Genomic DNA, 22,655 nt, shown 5'->3' with positions numbered 1-22,655 from the left:
ATGGGGAATGCGACCTCTTCGGTAACCGCCCCCTGGGCCCGCACCCACCTGCGCTCCGCCCCGGGTGCCGCCTGGGCACCGACTCTGCTCGTCCCGGTGGCGAATTCACCGCTGGCCATGACGCCGACGCTCGCGCTACGACGGCCCGACCCGGCAACCTCGCTCCGCGAACAGGGAGGCGAGTGAGATGGACACCGCGCGCTCCTCCGTGCCCGCCCCCTGGATCCGCACCCGGCTGCGCTCCGCCCCCGGTACCGCCTGGGCGCTGGCCCTGCTCGTCGCCGTGACCGCGTGTCTGGCCGCCGCGTTCCCGCGTGCGCTGGACCGGTACGAGGACGCCGGGCTGCGCCATGCCGCGCGGGAGGCGGGTCCCGGCCGGACCTCCGTCCAACTCTCCGGCCCGCAGCCCGACTTCACGCTCCCGCAGGAGCAGCGCGAGGCGGCCCTGCGCCCGGCCGCACTGCGCACGCAGTACGACAAGGTCCGCACGGCCGTCGGCCGTCCCCTGGTCATCGACCCCGCCCAGTCCGCGTACGGCGTGCGCCCCGCCGACAACCCCGCTGTGCCGGACAGTTGGATACCGCGCCCGAACGGCCTGCCCGCGCAGGTCTACCTCGCCACCCAGAGCGACCTCGCCGGGCACGCGACCGTACGGGAAGGGCGGTTGCCGCGCACCTCCGGCCAAGTCACCTCACAGACCGCCGAGATCGAGGCCACAGTCACCGCTGCGACCGCCAACAGCCTGCACATCAGGGTGGGTTCGGTCATCCACGTACCCGGCGAGGGCCGCGCCCCGCTCGCCGTCCGCATCACCGGCATCCTCACCCCGCGCGACCCCGCTGGCGCCTACTGGTCGACCCAGCCGCTGCTGCGCACCCCGACCCTGGTCGTCCTGCCGACGCCGGACCAGCCCAAGTACTGGCTGGGCGCACTGCTGTTGGCCCAGGACGCGGCCCCCGCACTTCTCGGCACCGGCGCGAAACCGGGCCCGTACTGGCAGTTGGCCCCCGACCCGACCGCCCTGCACGCCCGCGACCTCACCGGCCTGAAGACCGCCGTCGCCGCGCTCGAATCGGGCCCCGGTCTCCAGCAGGTCCGCACCGACACCACCCCCGACACCGACCTGAGCACCGGCCTCGACGAGGTGTTCACCACCTTCGGCGAACTCCGCTCCGGTATCCGCCCGTTGACCGCCGTCGCGGCCTTCGGCACCGGCACGGTCGCCGTCGTCGTCCTGCTCATGGCGGGCGGCCTCACCGCGGACCGCCGCCGCACCGAACTCGCCCTGCTCCGCGCCCGCGGCGCCTCCCTGCGTGGCCTCACCGCCCGCCTGCTCGCCGAGACGGCGGTAACAGCCGTACCGGCAGGCGCACTTGGCCTGACCGCCGCCCTGCTCGCCCTCCCCGAGGGCCGCCGCTCCTACGCCGTCGTCGCCGCCCTCGCGGTCACCCTCACCGCGTCCGCCGCACTCCCCGTACGCGCCGCGCTGACCCATCGGGTGGTACGCGTCCACGGCCCGCGCGAGGACGTGACGGCCGTACGCCCGTCCCGGCGCCGCACGGTCGCCGAACTCACCCTGCTGGTCGTGGCGTCCGGCGCGGTGGAGGCCCTGCGCAGACGCGGCACGTCCGGCTCGGCGGGCGATCAACTGGTGGCGCTGGCACCGGTGTTGGTGGGTGTGATCGCGGCACTGGTCCTGGTCCGGGTGTATCCGCTGCTGCTGCGCCGACTGGCCCGTCCGGCCGGCCGGCTGCGGGGCGTGGTGGGACCTCTGTCGCTGGCCCGAGCGGGCCGCACCTCCGTCTCCGCCGTCCTGCCGCTCCTCGCCCTGCTCACCGCCCTCACCACGGCCGCGTTCGGCGGCTCGGTACTGGCGGGCGTGAGCGACGCCCGCGACCACGCGGCGCTGCTCGCCGTCGGCGCGGACGCCCGCCTCGACGCGACCGCCCCCTTGCCGACCGAACTGCCCGGCAGGGTAAGGCGGTTGCCGGGGGTCCAGGGGCTCGCCGAGGTGAGCATCACGGACCAGGCGAAGCCGAGGGACGGTCAGGACGCGGTACCGCTGGTGGGCGTGAACCCGGGCACCTATGCGGAGTTGGCGAGCCGGACGGGCCTGGGCGCCTTCACCGAGAGCCAGTTGACGCGGTCGGGCTCCGTACTCCCTGCCCTCGCCTCCCCTTCCGTCGCGACCGCCTACGGCACCCGCCCCTTCCTCGTACGGCTGCCGGACACCACCGCCGTCACCGTGCGGATCGCGCTCGTCCGGGACGAGACCCCGGCCGTGTCCGGCGCCGACTTCCTGGTCGTGGACCGCGCCGGACTGTCCGGTACGGCGGCCCGGCCGACCTCGCTGTTGGTGACCGGCGACCGGGTGAGCGGGGCCGCGCTGCGCAAGGCGGCCGGTTCCTCGGCCGGGGTGACGGTACGGGCCGAGGAACGCGCCCGGTACGTCGACTCGCCCCTCCAGTCCGGCGCCGAACGCATCTACACGGCAGCGGTGTTGGCGGGCGCCGGGTACGCCGTACTGGCCCTGCTCCTCTCCCTCCTGCGCGCGGCCCCGGAACGCGCCGCCCTGCTGGCCCGCCTCCGCACGATGGGCCTCACGCGAGCGCAGGGGCGCCGTCTGCTGGTGCTGGAGTCCTTGCCCCAGGCCCTGTTGGCGGCGGCCGGCGGCGCACTCACCGGCTGGGCGACGATCCGGCTGCTCGCCCCGGGCTTCGACCTGACGTCGGTGGCACTCGCGTCGGCGCAGAACCCTGTCGGGGAGGCCCAGTTGAGAACCGATCCGGTGTCGCTGGCCGTCCCCGCGATCGGGGTGCTGGTGGTGGCGGTGGGGGTCGCGGGGGTGCAGGCGTGGTGGTCCGGACGGCGGGGCTCCGTACGGGAGTTGAGGGCGGGGGATGCGCGGTGAGTCGTAGCGAAGTCATTCGTGGTGAAGGCGTTCGTAGTGAAGGCGTTCGTAGTGAAGGCGTTCACATTGGAGGCGTTCGCGTTGAAGGCTGTCGCCGAACAGTCGGCTGTGACCGAGGAGAGCGTCGATGACCACGAACCCCACCCTCGCCGACCTGGCCACCCGCGCCGCCGAGAGCCGGAACCGGCCCGCCTACGGGCATGACGCGCTCATCACCTGCGACCGGCTGGTCCGTATCTTCACCACGGACGGGGTCGAGGTGCAGGCGCTGCAGGGGCTCGATCTCCTGGTCCGGGAGGGCGAGTTGATGGCCCTGGTGGGGGCCTCGGGCAGTGGCAAGTCGACGCTGATGAACATCCTGGCCGGGCTGGACACGCCCACCGCCGGTGCGGCCCGGGTCGCCGGCCGGGATCTGCTGACGATGACCGCCAAGGACCGGCTCGCCTATCGTCGCGAGGTCGTCGGGTTCGTCTGGCAGCAGACCTCCCGGAATCTGCTGCCCTATCTGACGGCTGCTCAGAACATCGCCCTGCCCATGCAGTTGTCCGGCATCCGCTCCGGGCGCCGCGCGAAGGCCGAACGCGCCCTGGAACTCCTGGAGTTGCTGGAGGTCGCCGACTGCCGTGACCGGCGCCCGCAGGAGATGTCCGGCGGCCAGCAGCAGCGGGTGGCGATCGGCGTGGCCCTCGCCAACGCCCCGGCCGTCCTGCTCGCCGACGAGCCCACCGGTGAACTCGACTCCCACACCGCCGAACAGGTCTTCGCCGCGTTCCGCACCGCGAACGAGCAGTTGGGCACCACCATCGTGATCGTCACCCACGACCAGGCGGTCGCCACCGAGGTCCGCCGCACGGTCGCCATCCGCGACGGCCGCACCTCCACCGAGGTGCTGCGGCGCAGCGAGGTCGACGCGACGACGGGCCACGAGACGGTCGTAGCGAGGGAGTACGCCATGCTCGACCGGGCGGGACGACTCCAACTCCCCGCCGAATACACCGAGGCCCTGGATATGCGGGACCGCGTGGCCCTGGAACTGGAGTCGGACCACATCGGCGTATGGCCGGACGACAGCGGGCAGAACTGAGACTGTTCAGCGCACGCTGACGCCGAGGGCGCCAAGTCCCGCTCTGCGGACGGCGATCGAGCCGTAGGGTGTGCGCAGTCGTAGCCACGCGCCCGACGAGAAGAGGCCGGACTCCCCGCCGGGGCGCAGGAATCCGAGCGACTGTGCCGCGTGCACGGCGCGGACCGGCAGTGAGGTGTCCCCGACCGTGCGGGACCAGATCTCCCGCCCTATGCGGTCGAGTTCGGCGCGCGTACGGCCCTCGGGGGTCAACTCCTCGGTGCGGGAACGGAATTCGGCGACCCCGGCCGCGATCATCCCGCTCAGGGCCTGCGGTCCCGGCAGGCCGGGCTCGGGGGTCCAGCCGCTGCGGGGCGGCAGCACCCCGGCCCACGGCGGGCCGGTCACCGCGGCCGGTACGCCGGCCGTCGCTGCCAACTCGTCGAGGGATTCCAGGAGTTCACCGGCGGAGACGGTCACGTCGAGCGTGACGTCGAGGCCGTTCTCGTAGGGCTTGGCGAGGCGCACCGCGCGGATGGCGAGGACCTCGAAGGACGGCGGCCGGCCGAAGACGGCGAGTGCCGTGCCGGCCGCCTGCAGCCGGACCGCTGCCCCACGGTCGTAGTGGAGCAGCCGGGAGAGGAAGGCCGCGAAGTCCGCCGTCTCCCCTTCGTCGGCGAGGTGGAGGACCGTCATGCGGCGACGGCCTCCTCCTCGTCGTCGTCCCGGTATTCCTCCAGGAACTCCCGTTCCTCGGCGGTGATCCGGCGCGGGCGCTGTGCCGCGAAGTCGAACGGGACGACGACCGTGGAGGCGCGGACGTAGATCTGGTCGCCGTCCTTCACCTCGTAGGTGATGGTGAAGGACGCCGCCCTGATCTCCGTGATCCACAGCTCGATGTCCACGGGCGTGTGCCGGTGGACGAGCTGGCGTTTGTAGTCGATCTCGTGGCGCGACACCACCGAGCCCTGCTGGAAGTCCTTCTCCGGGCGGAACAGGAAGTCGATACGGGCTTCCTCCAGATAGCGGAGGAAGACCACGTTGTTGACGTGGCCGTACGCGTCCATGTCCGCCCAGCGCAGTGGGCAACGGTAGATGTGGCGCAAGAAGATCAGCCCCGGGTCAGCTTCTTGTAGGTGGCGCGGTGCGGACGCGCCGCGTCCGCACCGAGTCGCTCGACCTTGTTCTTCTCGTACGACTCGAAGTTGCCCTCGAACCAGTACCACTTCGACTCGCCCTCGTACGCGAGGATGTGCGTCGCGACCCGGTCCAGGAACCAGCGGTCGTGGGAGATGACCACGGCCGCACCGGGGAACTCGAGCAGCGCGTTCTCCAGCGACGACAGGGTCTCCACGTCGAGGTCGTTGGTGGGCTCGTCGAGGAGCAGCAGGTTGCCGCCCTCCTTGAGGGTCAGCGCCAGGTTCAGGCGGTTGCGCTCACCACCGGAGAGGACACCGGCCGGCTTCTGCTGGTCCGGGCCCTTGAAGCCGAAGGCGGACACATAGGCCCGCGACGGCATCTCGACCTGTCCGACGTTGATGTAGTCGAGCTCGTCGGAGACGACGGCCCACAGCGACTTCTTGGGGTCGATGTTGGCGCGGCTCTGGTCGACGTAACTGATCTTGACGGTGTCGCCGACCTTGATGGAGCCGGAGTCCGGGGTCTCGAGGCCCTGGATCATCTTGAACAGCGTGGTCTTGCCCGCGCCGTTGGGACCGATGACCCCGACGATGCCGTTACGCGGCAGCGTGAAGCTCAGGTCATCGATGAGAACCTTGTCGCCGAACGCCTTGGAAAGGCTCTGGACCTCGACGACGATCGAGCCCAGACGCGGGCCCGGCGGGATCTGGATCTCCTCGAAGTCCAGCTTCCGCATCTTGTCGGCCTCGGCTGCCATCTCCTCGTAACGGGCGAGGCGCGCCTTGGACTTGGTCTGACGGCCCTTGGCGTTGGAGCGAACCCACTCCAACTCCTCCTTGAGCCGCTTCTGGCGCTTCTCGTCCTTGCGGCCCTCGACCTTGAGGCGGGTGGACTTCTTGTCGAGGTACGTGGAGTAGTTGCCCTCGTAGGGAATCGCGCGGCCGCGGTCCAGTTCGAGGATCCACTCGGCGACGTTGTTCAGGAAGTACCGGTCGTGAGTCACGGCGACGACGGCGCCCGCGTACTTCTGGAGGTGCTGCTCCAGCCAGTTCACCGACTCGGCGTCGAGGTGGTTGGTGGGCTCGTCGAGGAGGAGCAGGTCCGGGGCCTCGATCAGCAGCTTGCAGAGCGCGACGCGGCGCTTCTCACCGCCGGAGAGGTTGACGACCGGCCAGTCGCCGGGCGGGCAGCCCAGCGCGTCCATGGCCTGCTCCAGCTGCCCGTCGAGGTCCCAGGCGTTGGCGTGGTCCAGGTCCTCCTGGAGCTTGCCCATCTCGTCGAGCAGGGCGTCCGAGTAGTCGGTCGCCATCAGCTCGGCGACCTCGTTGAAGCGGTTGAGCTTGCCCATGATCTCGGAGGCGCCGTCCTGGACGTTCTCCAGGACCGTCTTGGTCTCGTCCAGCTCCGGCTCCTGCATGAGGATGCCGACGCTGAAACCGGGTGACAGGAAGGCGTCGCCGTTGGAGGGCTGCTCGAGGCCCGCCATGATCTTGAGAACGGTGGACTTACCGGCACCGTTCGGCCCGACCACACCGATCTTCGCGCCGGGCAGGAAGCTCAGCGTCACGTCGTCAAGGATGACCTTGTCGCCGTGCGCCTTGCGCGTCTTGCGCATGGTGTAGATGTACTCAGCCAAGAGAAACCGTCCGGCAGCTTGAAATCTGGAGTGGGCAGATGTAGTCCATACTGCCTGAGGTCCCGGCCTGGGTGGTAACTCGTTTGGTCGGGGGGCTGTGAGCTGGGGGTTCGGTCGGTGCCCTGTCTCACCACCCGCAGTCGATGTCGGTCATTCCCCCTCGGATCACCGGATCGGTACTCGTACCGCTGATCAGCAGCAGACCGCCGTCCCGCTCCCAGTCCACCTTGTACGTGCCGCCGGCGACGGGCCGGTACCCGTCGTCGACCACCCAGGAGCCCGCCTCGCCCCAGGCCAGGCCGGTACGGCCCACCGCGTACGCCTCACCGTTGCCGATCATGAGGAACGACGTCTCCCGTACTACGGCCGTGCAGCCGCCCGGTCCCGTGGGGCGCAGCACGTGGTACTCCGCCTCGTTGATCAGGTCGCCCGCCGCTCCCCATACGACGCCGAACACCGCCACGACGATCAGCACCCTGCTCACCAGCCCCACCCACCAACTGGCTCGCGTCCCCAGGAGCCGCGCGACCTCCGCCCGGCGGGCCGCCCGGAGGCAGGTCCGCCACAGAACGAGCGCGAGCACCAGGAGAACCCCGCTCACCCCCCAGCCGGGGACCACGTGCCCCCACACCAGCAGCAGGAGGTTGCTCCAGCTCGCCCAGGCGGCGAAAGCCAGGCTCCCGACGCCCGCCGCGGTGAGGGTGCCGGGCGACAACCCCTCGCCGTGCTGTATCCGTGCTTCGGTCATGGCGGGTACGACTTCCCGAAGGCGCCGACAGTTGCGCCGAGAAGCCGGGACACCGCCGGACGGTCGGTGTCTCCTCAGCCCTGCCCGGGCTTCCGGTCCCGCAGCAGGACCAGGGTCGTGGCGCCGATGCCGACCAGGCCGAGGGCGACGACCGTGATCATCGGGGTGATGCCGGAGCCGCCGGTCTCGGCGAGGTTCGTGTCGACGGTGGTGCCGCCCACCGTCGCGGGGCTCGGCTCGCTGAGGGTCTGCGTCACGTCACCGCCCGCGTCGCTCTGCGTACGGCAGTCGAGGATCCCGGCGAACCGCTTCTCGTAGCCGTTCGGCGCCGTGATCGTGAAGTCGTACACCTGGTCCTCCTGGAGCGGGATCGTCACCGTCGCCGACTTCCCGGCGTCGATGCCGTGCTCGACGCCCATCAGCTCGAAGGTGAACGTCTCGTCGCCCTGGTTGGCCGCCGTGATGTCCAGACCGCCCTCGGCGCAGTTCTTCTGCGCCGACAGTGCCGGTATGGCGCCCGTCTCCGCCCAGTCCGCGCTCGCGGCGGCGGAGACCGTCGACTCGCTGGAACCGGCGAGGATCTGCGTCTGGCTTCTGCTCTCGGAGGTGAAGGCCCGGCCGACGGGCACGGTGGTGGAGGCCTGCACGGTCAGCTCGGCCGACCCGGCTGCCGCGTCCTCGGGCACGTCGAAGAACACCTGGCTGCCGTCCACCGCCGACGTGACGGCCTTGCCGTCCTTGTCGACGATCCGCACCCCGCTGGTGGCGGCGTCCGCGGGCGGCGTCACCGTCACCCCGTTCGCGTTGGTGTGCACGGTCACCGGGCCGAGCCGCTCGCCGGGGTGCCCGGAGACCGCGGGCGGGTCGAGGGTCAGCGAGGCCTTCGGCTCGGCGACGTCCCGCGCGCTCTTCTGCAGATAGTCGGCGAGCTTCTCCGCCTGCGGGTCGACCGCGTCGACGTCGGCGCCGTCCGAGTAGCGCCAGATCGCCACCTGGGTACCGGCCGCCGCGTCCTGCTCGGTCAGCCCCTTCGTGCCGGCCTTCGCGGAGAGCGCCGCGAGGTCGTTCACCTGCGGGTAGGAGTGCTGGAGGATCCAACGGATCTTCCCCGCGCTCTTGTTGGCGCCCAGTGAGGTGCCGCTCCACGCGGTCTCGTGGTACTTGGCGTCCCGCTGGGTGGGGTTCTGGAGATCGACGCAGTACGTCTGCAGGGTGCCGCCGCCGTCCACGGACATCTCGAACAGGCCCGCGGAGACCTGCTGGTCGCCGCCGTCCTCGTGGATCACGGCCTCGCCGTACGTCTTGAGCCCGCCTATGGTGGCCGTCGCCCCGCCCTGGGTCTGCGGTGTCTCGTCGGCGACGGCCGGGCCGGCCCCGGCCAGCACTCCGGCGGCGACGAGTCCGCACGCCCAGGTCGCGGCGACGAGGCGCACAGCACCCCGGCGACCGCGCAGGGACAGCGCGGAAAACACAGACAACGCAGATGACACGGAATTCCCCTTCGAGCAGGACCCGTCGACGTGGGGGCGTGGTCCCACCAGCAGAATCAAAGCGCCGGGAGCTGTGCCCGAGCTATGCCCGGCATCCTAAGGACGCGCGCGGACCCCGTTCTCCAGTCGGGTCATCGGATAACCGATCCGACTCGGAATCGTTATCCCCAAGATCGCCTGCGAGCAGGGCTTATCGACAAATCCACCGGGCCGTTCGGAGCGCATTCATCGATAAGCCGCAGTTCGATCAGCTCGGGGCATTCACTGACATCACGTCACCGCGAGCGGCTCCGCGTGCTGTTGGTCGGAGGAAACGGCGTGGGCGGCGGAATCGGTGGCTGAATCCCCTGCCGGTGTCTCCCAGTTGGGCTCGGGCCGGGGCGGAGAGGCCGCCGTCTCCGACTTGTTGGCCCGCCGGAACGCCGAGGTCCCGCGTGCCAGGTCGTGGCCGATCGCCACCGCGTCGATGTCGGCCGAGGACCAGTTCGGCTGCCCCTCGCGCACTTCCGTGCGGACTTTCAACCGGCCCTGGACGACGACGGGATCACCGACCGACAGCGACGCCGCCACGTTCGTCGCCAATTGGCGATTGGCCCACACCGTGAAGAAGTTGGTGTGCCCGTCCGTCCACGCGTTCTTCTCGCGGTCCCAGTACCGCGAGGTCACCGCGAGCCGGAACCGTGCCGACGGTCCCGCCGCCAGATCCCGGTACATCGGCTGCGTCGCCACATTCCCGACCGCGCAGATCGTGGTGTCGTTCATCGCGCATCCCTCCCTCACCCGGCCCTGCGGACCGAGCGGAAACGCGTACGGGCCCGTCCCGTACGGCTGCAGTCAGACTGCCTCCGCCGAGCCGAGCCCGCCGAGCGCTGTGGACCACCGCCCACCTGTGGAAATCCTCATCACCCGGACGAGGGAACGACGTTCGGACCGCAGTTCACCCGCCCCCGACGCCGGCCCCCGTGACCCGCGCGTACTGCTCCCGCACCTCCCGGTACCGCAGCAGCTCCGCGGCCAACGGATCGAGCACCCGCGCCCGTCCGCACCCCGCGGCCGCCTCCCGCAAGCGCCGCTCCGCGTCGTGGCCGTAGCGCCTGGCGGGTCCGCGGGCCGCCAGCCGGCAGCTCCACTCGACGAGCGGGCCGCCGATGATGCCGGCCACCATCAGCAGCACCGGCACCCCGAGATTCGGCGCCATGAACCCGATGATCTGGCCCAACAGCCAAAGCCCGCCGACGACTTGGAGGATCGTCATGGACGCCTGCGCGAGTACGGCCGCCGGCCACCACCCCGGCCTCGGCGGCCGCCCGACCGGCAGCCCGGCCCGCGCCGCCAACTCGTCCAGCGCCTCGGGCAACCCCTGCGCCCCGCGTACGGCCGCCTCCCGCACCGCCTGCGCCCACGGCGCCGGAAGTCCGCCGGACGCGCGGTCGGCGACCGTACGGACCGCCTGTTCGACGCGCTGGCGTGCCGTGGCCTCCTCGTCGGCCTGCGCGCGGATGGACAATCGGCCGGTGGCGGGCTCGCGCCGGTCGTTGTACCAGCGCCACAGCCGCAGCCAGGGCGTGCCGCACGCGCGGTTGGCGTTGCGCAGCCAGGCACGTTCGGCCGCCTCCCCGGCGGCGGTGGCGCCCACCGAGTCCGCGAGCCGCGCGGCGAACTCGTCCCGCGCCTCCTCGCTGAGCCCGGTGCGCCGCCCCGTGGCGTAGACGGGCCGCAGCCTCCAGGCGGCCGCGTCGACATCGGCCGAAATTCGCCGTGCCGCCGCTCCACGATCCGCCACGAACTGGCCCAGAACCTCACGCAGTTCGGGGATGCCGTCGCCGGTGAGCGCGGACAGGGAGAGCACGGTGGCGCCGGGTTCGCCGTACTCCCCCAGGGCGATCCCGTCCTCGTCGAGCAGCCGCCGCAGATCGTCGAGGACCTGGTCGGCCGCCTCCCCGGGAAGCCGGTCGATCTGGTTGAGGACGACGAACATGACCTCAGCGTGGCCCGCCATGGGCCGCAGATAGCGCTCATGGATGATCGCGTCGGCGTACTTCTCCGGGTCGACGACCCAGATGACCGCGTCGACGAGTGCGAGCACCCGGTCCACCTGCTCGCGGTGCGCCACGGCCGCCGAGTCGTGGTCGGGCAGGTCCACCAGGACGAGCCCGCGCAACTGGGCCTCCATCTCGGCGCTCTGGAGGGGGCGTCGGCGCAGCCGTCCCGGGATGCCGAGCCGGTCGATGAGGGTGGCCGCGCCGTCGCTCCAGCTGCACGCGATGGGCGCGGCGGTGGTGGGCCGTCGTACGCCCGTCTCCGAAATGGCCACTCCGGCGAGCGCGTTGAACAGCTGCGACTTGCCGCTGCCGGTGGCGCCCGCGATGGCGACGACGGTGTGCTGCCCGGAGAGTCTGCGCCGCGCCGCCGCCTCGTCGAGCACCCGCCCGGCCTCGGCGAGGGTCCCGCTGTCGAGCCGGGTCCGGGAGAGACCGACCAGCTCCCGCAGCGCGTCGAGACGGGACCGTAGCGGCCCGTCGTACGCCAACGGAGCCGGGACGTGGGCGGCTTGAGCAGCGTGCGCGGTGTACGCGGCGTGCGCGCGGGAGGCCCTGTTCTCCACGGCGGCGGCCTGCTGCGCGGCGGTGGTCTCGTTGACCCGCCGCGCGATCAGCCCGTCGTCCCAGGAGCCGGTCGATTCCTCGGGGTCCGTCGGGTCCGCGGACGCCTTGGATTCCGTACGACCTGAGGGGTCGGCGTCGGCCGACACGCGCGCGTGGTCGTCGGCGTCCTCCAGGTCACCCGTTTCCTCCGCGTCCTCTACGGGAGGGGAGTTTTCGGAACGCTCGTCCTTGGCGTCCGCGTCCCGCCCGTCGTCGGCATGACCGGTGTGGTCGGCGTGATCCATCTCGTCCGTGTGGTCCTGGTCAGTGACGGCAGTCACCGGTCACCTCTCCTTCTGCAGTACGGACAGCGCGGCGATGAGTTCGGCCTGGGGTTCGGGGTGCACTTCGAGGGCGTCGAGCGGGGCGAGCCGGCGTTCGCGCTCGGTGTGCACGACCCGGTCCAGATGGTCGTTGAGCAGCCGCCCGGCCCGGTCCCGCAGCCGTAGCGCGCCGTGAGCCCCGATCCGCTCGGCGAGCCCCTCGCCCGCGGACCGCGCCCTACGGCCGCCCAGCAGCGCGGTGGCGACGAGAGCGGCGACGACCTCGGGATCGGGCGCGATGCTCCGGTCGAGGTCGGCGACCTCCTCCTCGGCGTACTCCTCCAGCTCGCGCCGCCACCGCCGTACGGCCATCCCGATGCGGTGCTCGGCGCTCTCCAGGGAGGGATCGCGGTCGGTGAGTTCGGGGGCGCCGGCGGCCGGTTCGCGCCGCCAGGCGTCGTCGACGCGTTCGTCGGCGGCCGTGACGGAGCACAGCAGGAGCGCGGCGAGGCTCTCCGCGAGGGCGTCGAGGAGTTCGCCGGCGGAGCAGTCCAGCGGGAAGGCGCGCCAGCGCTTCAACGCGTCCCCGGCGAGCACCGCCCCGGCCTGCAACCGCCCCCGCACACGCGCGTGCTCGCTGTCGTACGCCCCGTCGACGGCGGCCGTGAGCCGCAGTGCCGCCGCGTACTGGGCGGCGGCGGCACTGGCCAGTTCGGGCATCCGCGACTTGAGCGAGTCGAGGACGCCGTACGCGGTACGCGCCATCGACTCATGCCGGGCCCCCGGGTCCTGGGCCTGCTGCACGAGCCAACTCCGCAGCGTCGCCACGGCACTGGCCGGAAGCAGCCCCCCACCCCAGGCGGATTCGGGCAGTTCGGGCACGGTGAAGCGGGGAACGTCCCCGAGTCCGGCCTTGGCGAGCAGGGCGCCGTACTGCCTGGACACCTCGGAGACCACCTGGTGGGGCACCCGGTCGAGGACGGTCACCAGGGTCGCGTTGTGCTCCTTGGCCGTGCGCAGCAGATGCCAGGGCACGGCGTCGGCGTAGCGGGCGGCGGTGGTGACCATGACCCAGATGTCGGCCGCGCAGATCAGTTCGGCGGCCAGCACCCGGTTGTCGGCCACCAGGGAGTCGATGTCGGGGGCGTCCAGGAGGGCGATTCCGCGCGGGAGGGTGTCGGCGGTCTCGATCCGCAGCACACGCATGCCGTCCTCACCGGGGAGGAGCAACTCGTCCCCCGGGTCCTGATGGGGCACCCACACGCGCGTGAGGTCGGGCAGTACCCGCATCCCGCTGAACCAGTGATGGTCCTCCGGATGGCAGACCAGCACCGGTGTGCGGGTCGTCGGCCGCAGCACGCCGGCCTCGCTGACCCGGCGCCCGACAAGGGAGTTGACGAGCGTCGACTTCCCCGCGCCGGTGGAACCGCCGACGACGGCGAGCAGGGGTGCTTCGGGTTCTTTCAGGCGGGGCACCAGATAGTCGTCGAGCTGGGCGAGCAGTTCGTCGCGGTTGGCACGCGCGCGTGGAGCCCCCGCCAGGGGCAGCGGGAAGCGTGCGGCGGCGACACGGTCGCGCAGGGCGGAGAGTGCGTCGAGCAGCTGAGGCCGTACGTCCAAGGTCACCACATGTGAAGAATGCCCAATTTTGGGGGAATTCTGAAGCATATGCGCATGCCTGCGCGCCGACGGAACACAACGGACGGAAGGGATGACTGGGGCATGGGCACAGTCCAGGCATAACGAGTGCACAACACCCGTGGCGCCGGATGCCAAAAGCGATGCACGATTCGTACCTGCCTGCGATTATCAGGACCGCTTCACCGAACCTCCACATCGAGCCACGGAGGGGAAGCAACAGGGACAAGGACCCGGGAGCCCTATCCTTGTCCCCGGCAACGTCACGGACCGGCCCACACCCGGGCACACCACGACCGAGGCCACCACACCCGGCCCCCGTAGCTCAGTGGATAGAGCAGGCGCCTTCTAAGCGCTTGGCCGCAGGTTCGAGTCCTGCCGGGGGCGCCATTGAGTCTCTGACCTGGGGTTATGGGTCAGAAGGATCATCGAAAGCCGCGTGACTTACCTACCAGACTCGGTTGGGTAAGGCGCCTAGCGGATTGCACCTTGCCTAGCCCGGACACCAGGGAGTCACCCCGTGTCGGCACAGGCCAAGAAGTCACCTCTCAGGGCATCTCAGGGAACCGGCAGGACCACCACCCTTCGAGCCATCCCCGCCGAACCAGACCAGGCAGAGGTCAGGCAGGCCACCGCTCAGGACTACGCAACCCACCTCAGGGCCAGCAACAACAAGCACGGTCGGCCCTACACGGAGAAGACGGTCACGGCCTACACCAAGGCAGTCCGAGCCCTTGACCAGTGGATCAGCCGAGAGGGAATGGAAGAGGACTTCACCAGCGTGGACACCGCCACGCTGAACCTGTTTTTCAGGGCGTACTACGAGAGCCACAACCAGGGCGGGACCAACACCGTTCAGAGGAACTTGCGCCCCTTCTTCACGTGGATGGAGGAGGAGCACGACATGACCAATCCCTACCGGGACAAGAAGCTCCAGAGGTACGCCCCTCCCAAGGCAGGCAAGCCACAGACTCTCTCCGCCGACTTCGTCACCGACCTATTGAAGGTGACCGGCAACGGCCACCCACGAGTGAGGGAGTTCGAGAAGCTGAGGGACCACGCAATCATGAGGGTCCTGACAGAAGGGCTGAGGGCAGAGGAGTTGCTGACGCTCAGGCTGGATTCTCTCGACCTGTCACAGGGGTTGGCTCAGGTGGTTCCACTGAAGGACGCCAGGAGTACGGGAGAGGGCAGGGTCATTCCCCTCCAGCCCCGTACGGTCATTGCCCTCACGCGCTACCTGAGGGCCAGGGAACCCCACAAGATGAGCAAGGGTCAGGATCTTTGGCTCGGTACCCGGAACAGGTCTCGGCTCACGTACTCAGGTCTCTACCGGATGCTCAACAGGCGGGCACAGGAAGCCGGTTACGAGGGATGCCACCCACACCAGTTCAGGCACACAGCCACAGACGACATGCTCTCCGCCGGAATGAGCGGTGAGGACGTGATGACCATCCAAGGGTGGAAGGACCCCACCATGCTCCGGAGGTACGCGGCAGACATGGCCGTGAGTAGGGCTGTGAAGGCTGCACGGAAGATGGGTGACAGGTACTGACCCTGACTGACTGAGAGGCTTCGAGAGGGCCCCTGGCGACGTAGCCAGTGGGCCCTTTCTCGTACCTGGGGAGTAGAAGGGTGAGAGTTCCTGTCATGCCCGAGGATGATCTTTGAAGGAATTCAAGACCTCAGCCTGCCCGAGAAGTCGAGTCGGGCCCTACTCAATAAGTGAGGGCAGTTCCCCCGAGGGTACCGACCGACCGGATAACGAAACGGTAACAACTCGTGATCCGGCCTGTCCGAGGGGCCGAGTCGGGGGCCTCTCTATAAGTAGAGGGTGTTCCCCCCGACGCACGATGGCTGGTCTCCACGTGGTGGTGGACGAAGAGTCCTGGTTGGCTTCGGCTGGCTGGGGCTTTTCTTTTGCCCGCAGGTGGACCAACACAGCCACCAACGAAGGTACCCGGGAGTGCCCGGTCAATGTCAGTCCCGAGGGATAGAATAGGTACTGAAGAAGTTCACCGGACTCCAGGAAACTCCAAGAGCCCCTGACGTTTGCCCGGCTTCTTCACCGGCCATCTCGCCGCTCAGGGAGTCCCACTCCTTACCTTTCCCGTTACTCAGGGCCAGACCAACGCCCATGCATGTACGGGGCAATGTCGGCACCTGCTGATAGCACTGGAACTGGGCCTCTTTTTTTCACCACGGTCGGACCAACATTCCTCCGCAGCAGGCAGGGCTACGACGCCCTGCCGTACTCACCAACCACTAACCACGAAGGAGACAGTTATGTCCCGACGTCACTACGTAACGCTTCCCGACCACTCATACAAGTGCGTTTCCTGCCGACAGGAGTTCAGCACCCGCGAGAAGTTGGGCAGGCACTACAGCCCAAGAGGCAAGTGCAGGAACCCGATAGCCATGGGCCTGCATCTCGACATCCAGGTAAGCCAGTACCGATGGACCAGCAACAAGCCCGAGAGTGCCCCTGGATGGCTTTCTAAGGCCGCTTGAGGCCGCGCAGGTATCGATACATCAGAGCCGCAGGGATGGGCCATCAGAAGCCCGTACAAACACATTCACGGGCCCGAGCGATCGGACCCCACACCACCACTACCAAGGAGCAATCCACATGACCAAATGCGTAATGGACGGATGCACAGAGCAGGGCGAGACCGTCACGCTCGGACAGATACCTGGGGCACCCTCATTGACTCTATGTCCCGCTCACCGCTGGGACTTCTTCTGGGACCGGAAGCGAGAAGCACGAGAGATGGCTACCGCTATCCATGAGGCCAACCCCGAGATGCAGCACACCCCCGGATACACGTACGTCATTCGACTGGCCAACGGGAACGTCAAGATTGGCACCACTCGTCAGCCCAAGCTTAAGCGGCTGAAGGATCTGAGCGACAAGCGCAACCAGAACATGCCCGTTCAGGTACTCGCCCTCATGAAGGGTGGTAAATCCCTTGAGGCTCTGATTCAGGACCAGTGGAAGTACGACCGAGTCCAAGGCCAGATGGAGCAGTTCTACCCCTACGCACCGCTACTCGAATGGGCTGATCGGCAGGGGATTGATCCTGCCGTCAGCGACTTTGATGACTGGCTAGTCGGCAAGCACGAGCGGGGTTCTGTGAGTGAGTACGCGCAGCAAATGAAGGATTACACCGGTGATGGGTCCATGCCTTTCCGTGCTCCTTCCCCCGCAACAGAGAAGTTCCTACTCGACAAGCTGAACGAGGTGACACAAAACGACGAAGAAGACGACTGGATCTGACAGCACACGGGCTACGGCGAGAGCCTGCGCCCACACAACCAACCAAGGAGAAGACCAATGGCTACACGTATCGCAGCATCCGAGGCTAAGGCAGTTCTCGGCAGTCTCGTACGAGAGGCAGAGCAAGGACAGACCATCGAACTAACCCGATACGGGAAGGCCGCAGCAGTCCTTATCTCCGCAGAACGATACGAGCGACTGGCACGAAACCTGATGCAAGACAACTGAGCGGGGAGGAATGCATGGCATACCGAAGACGAAAGAACCTACTGCCGTCCATCGTGGCAGTGGTTGAGTCCATGGGAGTACAGACCTGGATACATGAAGGCCGCGTCTATCACGACGGACCGGATGAACTGAGAGACGAGATAGGCAACGCAATCGAGAGGGTCCGGCCGACAGGGGTTAGGAAGTCTGCTCTGTTCTTCGGGGCGGTACTGGTTACCGCGATGGACCGTGGCTCTTTCGATGAATACGACGTGAAGCAACTCGACCCGATAGGGCAGGGAAATGCCGGATACATCCTGGAGAAGCTGAAGGAGATTGAGAGTGACTGAGCGAATCGCGGAGCTGTGGGCTGAATACCTGGAGAGTGCCGGTGAGCCACTCCCACTGTTGAAACTCCTCATAGATGAGGCATGGCAGGAACTCACAGCAGATGACACCGACGAACTGAAAAGGTTCCTGAGCTACTGAGAGGAGACGACATGTACTCCGAGGGAATCAAGGGAAGGGAACACAAGCTCATCTGTTCTGACTGCGGCGAGGCATTCAGCTTCCGGATTGAGATGCACAAGCACCAGGACCCCAAGCTCAAGCAGTGCCCAGGGGTGTTCTGGTCGAGAAGGTACACAGCCACTACCGGCATAGCCAGAGGGAAATGAGAACCCCGAGCCGGCTGAACCTTTCAGAATAGCTAGCTGACTGAGTTTCTTTGGTAGGGAGCCTACGCCGGATGACGGCTGCGGCTCCCTACCATGGATGCTCAGACATCCGAACCAACCAGCCTCCCAATAACACCGAGTCGATTGGATGAAGGCTATGGGTACGACAAGCAACCACTACCAATGGAGATACGAGCATGAGCTACAACAACTACGAAGACATCTACACCGGAGACCTCAGCAAGATTGGCGAACAGTTCACACAGGGAACATGGGTCGGTACGGCTAAGGCTGCGAAGCAGTGGCCCAAGAGGATTCCCGGACAGGTATCCATTGTCGCGCTGATACCTGGTGGAGTCTCGTTCAAGGCGAAAGGAACGGGTTTCCTCGCTCGACACTCAGACAGGATCGCGGAGCACGGGCGGCTACTGTCCAAGCGAGGACAACCCCTTGCCGCAGAGAACATGCCCCCGGCCGGACAGGCGTACCTCTGGTATCGGGACGTGATTCAGTACGTGCCCCTCAGCGGAATGCTGACAGCTAAGCAGATAGCCCGGCTGTGCGGAGACGACTCCCAGGTGACTATCCCTTGGCGCTCCCTGGCTGACGCGGTAGGCAGGAAGAACCGGGCAGGGAATCTCCGGTCCTATACAGAACGAGGAGTGCAGGCCCTAGTCGAAAGTGGCTGGCTGACAGTCGAGACCATCGGAAGTAAGCGAGGGGCTAGCACAACGTTCTATCTCCAGGTTGGGGACTTCACCGACCGGACATGGATGCGTGACGAGGACTTCTACGAGGACGCACCCACGGTCTGAGTTATGGCCCTAAGGGTAGGAGCAACGGTCACCACCCAACGCTAGGGAACTTATGGCCCTAAGAGTAGGAACCTGTAGCCCGATGATGCCCCACGACTTATGGCCCTAAGTAAGGGCTACGACTATCCGCTAGTACGGCACGGTGCATACCGAGACGACGGCCCTAGCCGGGAGTCTCGAACCTGATGTCTGATGCCGAATTAGGCGGAGCCAGGTAGTCGAGAGTCAACCAGTCCATCTACCGCCTGGCCAAGTGAGAACTGTTCCTGTTCTCTGTTCCCCCCTTGCGTATATAGAACGGAAGAACAGAACACTTCCGCTCTACCTACTATCCCCCGACGTAGTTATGCATTGAGCACAGCTCCGGGCAAGGGCCCTACGCTGCGCTTGGAGCGGGGAGAAGAAGAGGGCGGGGGAAAGGAGAGGCGTAGCCCTTGCGAAGCCTCTCCCTCGTACCCTCTCGTGCTTAAAGGTTCCGCAGGATAGGCGCTCCGGGCATGGGCCCTACGCACCTCCATAGTTCTACTTCCAGGGCTGAGCCGTAGCGAAGCCCCTGGCATGAGTCACCCGAGAGTCAAAGTCCAATCCCAGGGACTGGCGCCCTGGCATTGCATCTGTTGCTCGTGCTCATACTCCCTCCCCGCTCATCCTTTCTCATCATCGCTATTCGGACCACGAGCCGTTGCGAGTGGACCAGAATGCTTGCCCCTTCATGAGGCCACTCCTCCTAGCGGAGTCGTCGCGGCCTCTCCTCTCCCCCGCCTCAGTCCTTTCCTCCCCACTATCCGTGTTGGGTCCGAGCCGTTGCGAGGGCCCTGAACCTGAACCACTGAACTGGACCGCTGTGAACCTCTGAACCACCACTAGCACATTAGGAGATCTGAACCATGAACTACGACACCACAAGTGAACTGAAGTCCGTAACCAGAACTCGGAAGGTTGTGAACCTCATGCTTTGGTTTATTGTTGCCGGAGCAGTGTTCTACTCCCTCATGACTTCCACACCTCTCGTCTCTGCTCACTCGGCATGGAGCTGGTCAGGATGGGCTCTAGGTTTACTCACCGATGCCGCATTCATCTTGTCCATATCTGCTGACGCTGCCCTGTCCAGACATGGCCTGAGCGGCGGAAGGTGGCCAGCGGTATTTCGCTGGACCACCGGGATATCCTCACTGTTCCTGAACACCTGGAGTTCGGTAGCTCACGGGGATTGGGTGGGAGTAGTCATCCATTCCATCTCGCCTGTCATCCTGGTATGTGCTGCTGAGGTTTCCCCTATCTACCGGAGAAAGTTCCGAGAGGTTGAACTGAACCTGAGTGAACAGGTGAAGGAGTTCACTGTGACCAAGACTGTGAGCCGGAAGAGTTCAGTTCAGAGCACGGTTCAGGTTCAGAATTCAGAGGTTCAGCCGGCTCGGGGTTCCGATATCACTGAAGAGGTTCAGCTCACCGACAACCAGAAGGCAATCAAGGATGGATTCCTGGCCGGGATGAAAGCAGCAGAGGTAGCCAGGGAGATCGGGGTCAGTGGCTCTTACGTGTCCGGCCAGTACCGGAAGATCAAGGCTGAACTAGAGATGGCGGCATGACAAAGGGCGGGGGATGATCCCCGCCCCTTCGTTCCTGAGTTCATCCTGCGAGTCACCTTAAGGCTATTCACCTCTTGACTCGTCTATCCTCTTTCTTATCCGATCCGCCTTCTCGCGTCTTGCCTGCTCCTCTTGCTCCCTGTTGTATTTGACCATCATGAACCCCGTCCAGGCCACGAAAGCCCAAAGGGCAACATAGATATTCCTCTTATCGAAGAGGTTCCAGCCTCCATCACCCACTGCGGAGTCAATAAGGTGGAATGCGAAAGTCCCACCGTAAGAGAGGAGAGCAGCCGCGAAGGTATCCCCTTCATCTTTCCAGCCCTTCTTACCCAGCCAGATAACGAGGCCGAACAAGGCGAGCAGAACAGCAAGGACACCCCACCAAGGCTGACGCTCCGAAACGAGGACGGTGAACGGAGCTAGGACCAGAGATATAGCACCCATATTTCCCCCAACGATTAAGGGCCGGGATTACCCCGGCCCCTTCTTATATCACCTCTTCTACCCACCTCGCTTACTCCTGCATCGATAGCAAGAACGGGGAGGAAATTCGGAGGTCATCAGTACCTCACCAGCCACCACTGTCCGAACCGGTTTGATGACTGTCTTCTCTCCCGTCTCAGGGTTCAGCCGGTACACCGCGAGGGTCATGTATGGGAGTCCGTCCACTGCTGCCTCATCCGCCATGCCTGCATCGTGGCCACCCACAAGGGGCGTACTGAGCCATGGGCAGGGACAGTTGGGCACTTTCGGCGGTAGCCTCAAAGAACGCCCAAACGTCCCTAGGGGGAGCCTTGAACACTGCCCTACGATCAGCTATGGAGTCCGCTGGTCTGTCACCCCGGCAACTGGCTCTGAGGGTGGGTGTCTCAGGGAAGACGGTGGAGCGGTGGGTCAGCGACTCCGAACTGATCCCCCATGCCAGGAACCGCGAAGACGCCTGTAATGCACTGGGAGTTGACGAAGAGATGATCTGGCCCAAGGTGGTTAAGGAGCGGATCAAGACGGGCGGGGACAGGGAGATCCTTCACAGCTACCCATATCGGTCGGCCTGCCCCTCGACGGTTTGGGCGGAACTCACAGAGAACTCCACCGAGGAATTGTTCTTCGCTGGCTACACGAACTACTTCCTATGGACTCAGGTACCCCACTTCCTTGGAACCATTCGCAGGAAAGCACAAGATGGATGCCGAGTGAGGTTTCTCCTCGGCGACCCCAGCGGAGAAGTAACCAGGCAACGGGAGCAGATTGAGGACGTAGCTCTTACCGTCTCTACTCGAATCAGGATCACCCTGGAGAACGTAGAGAAGCTGGGGGACGTGGAGGGTATCGAGACTCGCTTCTCCTCCGCTCCTGATGCAGTGAACCACGTCTCCCTGTCGGTATTCCGATTCGACAATGAGGCATTGGTTACCCCGCACCTTGCCAGGCTGGTTGGCCACGACTCACCCCTCCTGCATCTCCGCTCCATGGGTGACGATGGGATGTTCTCCCGTTTCTCCGAGCACGCAGAGGAACTGTGGAGCAGGGGTGTTCCTGTAGGACAGTAGAGCCACGGATAGGGGCCGGGAATTCCCCGGCCCTTCTCTCTGTAGCGGGAAAGAAGCCCTGGCCTCACTGAGAAGCGAGATACTCCTCCATGATTTTCACCGGGACACGCCCCCTGTTGCTCACCTGGTAGCCGTTGCTGTTGGCCCACTCTCGAACGGCCTGAAGGTTAACCTCACCACTCTTCTTCTTGGGTGTGGCCTTGATGGTCTCAACCTTCACCTTGGACGCCTTCTCCAGGTAGGGACCGAGGAGTTTGGCAAGCTTTCCCTTCTCCGATTCGGCAAGGTCGATGGTGTACGCCTGGCCATCCCACGAGAAGGAGACCTCTTCGGCTCCTTCCTTCCCGGAGATGTCACAGATGATGACTGTCTTGCGTGCCATACTTCACTCCTCTGAGGCTGAGATTGCCGCGAGGATATCAGGCATCTTGCCGGAGTGAGCCGCAAGAGGATCTAAGCACGAAGAAACAAGGGCCAGCACGGCGTATGCATTACTTGCCCTGTGTTATTTCCCGTTACAGAGCATTGAGGACTATAGCCCGTACCCCATGAGAACGAATACAGAGATGTCCGAGAGGGCACATACGGCCCCTTGTACGTCAAGTTCTATGGCACATTTTTAAAGGGTCTCACACACACCATGTCCGCCCGGATTAAACATGCCCGGGTCGGTCTGTACCGATTCGCTCCACAGTCAGATTCCCTTGGGGTTGCCGACCTGAATTCACCCTGGAATGCAGCGAGGAATGCGGCGACAGACTGGGAGGAAAGCCAGGCCGAAAGGCAGTGCATTGCATAGGGCAGGCCCCTTGTATTCATATCCACACACGGATGCCTCACCTTGCCTGCCTGCCACTCCTCCCCCGCTCAGCCCTTGACCCTCCTGTACGCCCCCGTGGGCCACTGGCTCCCCTCCGGAGTCCATCACCCCAGGGGTTCCCTGAACGGCGCTCACAGGGGCACTCAGAGCCTCGCTGTCTGACTGAGGGCACCTGAGCGGCTG

At 66.2% G+C, this 22,655-nt stretch carries 22 protein-coding genes and 1 tRNA gene; 13 read left to right on the top strand and 10 right to left on the bottom strand.

Translation table 11 applies throughout. From position 1 onward, the window contains the following. From OO70_RS54590 to OO70_RS14505, 3 genes are all read left to right on the top strand, one after another. Positions 1–186 (top strand): hypothetical protein, encoded by a 186-nt coding sequence (locus OO70_RS54590; protein ID WP_158711476.1) that lies wholly within the window; start codon positions 1–3, stop codon positions 184–186. A gap of 1 nt (position 187) precedes the next feature. Continuing rightward, the gene (locus tag OO70_RS14510; protein ID WP_043669632.1) at positions 188–2,911 is read left to right on the top strand and encodes an FtsX-like permease family protein; all 2,724 of its coding nucleotides are present in this window, start codon (positions 188–190) and stop codon (positions 2,909–2,911) included. Between the two features lie 127 nt (positions 2,912–3,038). Continuing rightward, positions 3,039–3,995: an ABC transporter ATP-binding protein gene (locus OO70_RS14505; protein ID WP_043669628.1), complete on the top strand. Its 957-nt coding sequence runs from the start codon at positions 3,039–3,041 to the stop codon at positions 3,993–3,995. 6 nt (positions 3,996–4,001) lie between these two features. On the opposite strand, the gene OO70_RS14500 is transcribed toward OO70_RS14505, so the two are convergent. The 8 genes from OO70_RS14500 to OO70_RS14465 all read right to left on the bottom strand — a co-directional run bounded on the left by OO70_RS14500 (position 4,002) and on the right by OO70_RS14465 (position 13,525). After that, complete coding sequence (locus OO70_RS14500) at positions 4,002–4,670, bottom strand: hypothetical protein (protein WP_043669625.1); 669 nt, start codon at positions 4,668–4,670, stop codon at positions 4,002–4,004. After that, positions 4,667–5,080 (bottom strand): acyl-CoA thioesterase, encoded by a 414-nt coding sequence (locus tag OO70_RS14495; protein ID WP_043669622.1) that lies wholly within the window; start codon positions 5,078–5,080, stop codon positions 4,667–4,669. Before OO70_RS14495 ends, OO70_RS14500 begins: the two co-directional genes overlap by 4 nt. A 5-nt stretch (positions 5,081–5,085) precedes the next feature. Then, positions 5,086–6,750, bottom strand: coding sequence for an energy-dependent translational throttle protein EttA (gene ettA / locus OO70_RS14490; protein ID WP_078651408.1), 1,665 nt, complete (start codon positions 6,748–6,750; stop codon positions 5,086–5,088). 127 nt (positions 6,751–6,877) lie between these two features. Then, on the bottom strand, positions 6,878–7,498 hold the full coding sequence (locus tag OO70_RS14485) for a hypothetical protein (protein ID WP_043669620.1): 621 nt from the start codon (positions 7,496–7,498) through the stop codon (positions 6,878–6,880). 74 nt (positions 7,499–7,572) lie between these two features. Next, positions 7,573–8,988 carry a Cys-Gln thioester bond-forming surface protein gene (locus tag OO70_RS14480; protein WP_234336842.1) on the bottom strand — a complete coding sequence of 472 codons (1,416 nt, stop codon included), beginning with the start codon at positions 8,986–8,988 and terminating at the stop codon, positions 7,573–7,575. 270 nt (positions 8,989–9,258) lie between these two features. After that, positions 9,259–9,750: a single-stranded DNA-binding protein gene (locus tag OO70_RS14475; protein WP_043669613.1), complete on the bottom strand. Its 492-nt coding sequence runs from the start codon at positions 9,748–9,750 to the stop codon at positions 9,259–9,261. Between the two features lie 175 nt (positions 9,751–9,925). Next, positions 9,926–11,914 (bottom strand): YfjP family GTPase, encoded by a 1,989-nt coding sequence (locus tag OO70_RS14470; RefSeq protein WP_043669611.1) that lies wholly within the window; start codon positions 11,912–11,914, stop codon positions 9,926–9,928. Positions 11,915–11,917: 3 nt separating this feature from the next. Then, positions 11,918–13,525: a dynamin family protein gene (locus OO70_RS14465; protein ID WP_043669608.1), complete on the bottom strand. Its 1,608-nt coding sequence runs from the start codon at positions 13,523–13,525 to the stop codon at positions 11,918–11,920. A gap of 323 nt (positions 13,526–13,848) precedes the next feature. On the opposite strand from OO70_RS14465, the gene OO70_RS14460 reads away from it, so the two are divergent. The 9 genes from OO70_RS14460 to OO70_RS54570 all read left to right on the top strand — a co-directional run bounded on the left by OO70_RS14460 (position 13,849) and on the right by OO70_RS54570 (position 20,099). Next, positions 13,849–13,924, top strand: a tRNA-Arg gene (locus tag OO70_RS14460). Between the two features lie 130 nt (positions 13,925–14,054). After that, the gene (locus OO70_RS14455; protein WP_043669604.1) at positions 14,055–15,089 is read left to right on the top strand and encodes a tyrosine-type recombinase/integrase; all 1,035 of its coding nucleotides are present in this window, start codon (positions 14,055–14,057) and stop codon (positions 15,087–15,089) included. A 1,215-nt stretch (positions 15,090–16,304) separates the two neighbouring features. Next, entirely contained in the window at positions 16,305–16,811 is a 507-nt protein-coding gene (locus tag OO70_RS14450) for a hypothetical protein (protein WP_043669601.1), read from the top strand. 57 nt (positions 16,812–16,868) lie between these two features. Next, entirely contained in the window at positions 16,869–17,039 is a 171-nt protein-coding gene (locus OO70_RS57045) for a type II toxin-antitoxin system Phd/YefM family antitoxin (protein ID WP_078651407.1), read from the top strand. A 14-nt stretch (positions 17,040–17,053) separates the two neighbouring features. Next, on the top strand, positions 17,054–17,368 hold the full coding sequence (locus OO70_RS14445; RefSeq protein ID WP_158711475.1) for a hypothetical protein: 315 nt from the start codon (positions 17,054–17,056) through the stop codon (positions 17,366–17,368). Then, positions 17,361–17,507, top strand: a complete 147-nt coding sequence (locus OO70_RS54585; RefSeq protein ID WP_158711474.1) for a hypothetical protein — start codon at positions 17,361–17,363, stop codon at positions 17,505–17,507. Before OO70_RS14445 ends, OO70_RS54585 begins: the two co-directional genes overlap by 8 nt. A gap of 11 nt (positions 17,508–17,518) precedes the next feature. Further along, complete coding sequence (locus tag OO70_RS54580) at positions 17,519–17,695, top strand: hypothetical protein (protein ID WP_158711473.1); 177 nt, start codon at positions 17,519–17,521, stop codon at positions 17,693–17,695. Between the two features lie 197 nt (positions 17,696–17,892). After that, positions 17,893–18,510, top strand: a complete 618-nt coding sequence (locus tag OO70_RS54575; protein WP_158711472.1) for a hypothetical protein — start codon at positions 17,893–17,895, stop codon at positions 18,508–18,510. 887 nt (positions 18,511–19,397) lie between these two features. Continuing rightward, positions 19,398–20,099, top strand: coding sequence for a hypothetical protein (locus tag OO70_RS54570; protein WP_158711471.1), 702 nt, complete (start codon positions 19,398–19,400; stop codon positions 20,097–20,099). A gap of 63 nt (positions 20,100–20,162) precedes the next feature. Here OO70_RS54570 and OO70_RS54565 read toward each other — a convergent pair whose 3' ends face one another. After that, positions 20,163–20,546 (bottom strand): hypothetical protein, encoded by a 384-nt coding sequence (locus OO70_RS54565; protein WP_158711470.1) that lies wholly within the window; start codon positions 20,544–20,546, stop codon positions 20,163–20,165. 281 nt (positions 20,547–20,827) lie between these two features. Here OO70_RS54565 and OO70_RS14435 point away from each other — a divergent pair, with 281 nt between their 5' ends. After that, positions 20,828–21,652, top strand: coding sequence for a helix-turn-helix domain-containing protein (locus OO70_RS14435; protein ID WP_324604856.1), 825 nt, complete (start codon positions 20,828–20,830; stop codon positions 21,650–21,652). Between the two features lie 64 nt (positions 21,653–21,716). On the opposite strand, the gene OO70_RS14430 is transcribed toward OO70_RS14435, so the two are convergent. Then, on the bottom strand, positions 21,717–22,034 hold the full coding sequence (locus OO70_RS14430) for a histone-like nucleoid-structuring protein Lsr2 (RefSeq protein WP_043669595.1): 318 nt from the start codon (positions 22,032–22,034) through the stop codon (positions 21,717–21,719). Between the last annotated feature and the right edge of the window lie 621 nt (positions 22,035–22,655).

The sequence above is a fragment of the Streptomyces xylophagus genome, assembly GCF_000716435.1.
Classification (GTDB): Bacteria; Actinomycetota; Actinomycetes; order Streptomycetales; family Streptomycetaceae; genus Streptomyces; species Streptomyces xylophagus.
This window is presented reverse-complemented; position numbering and strand designations above follow the sequence as displayed.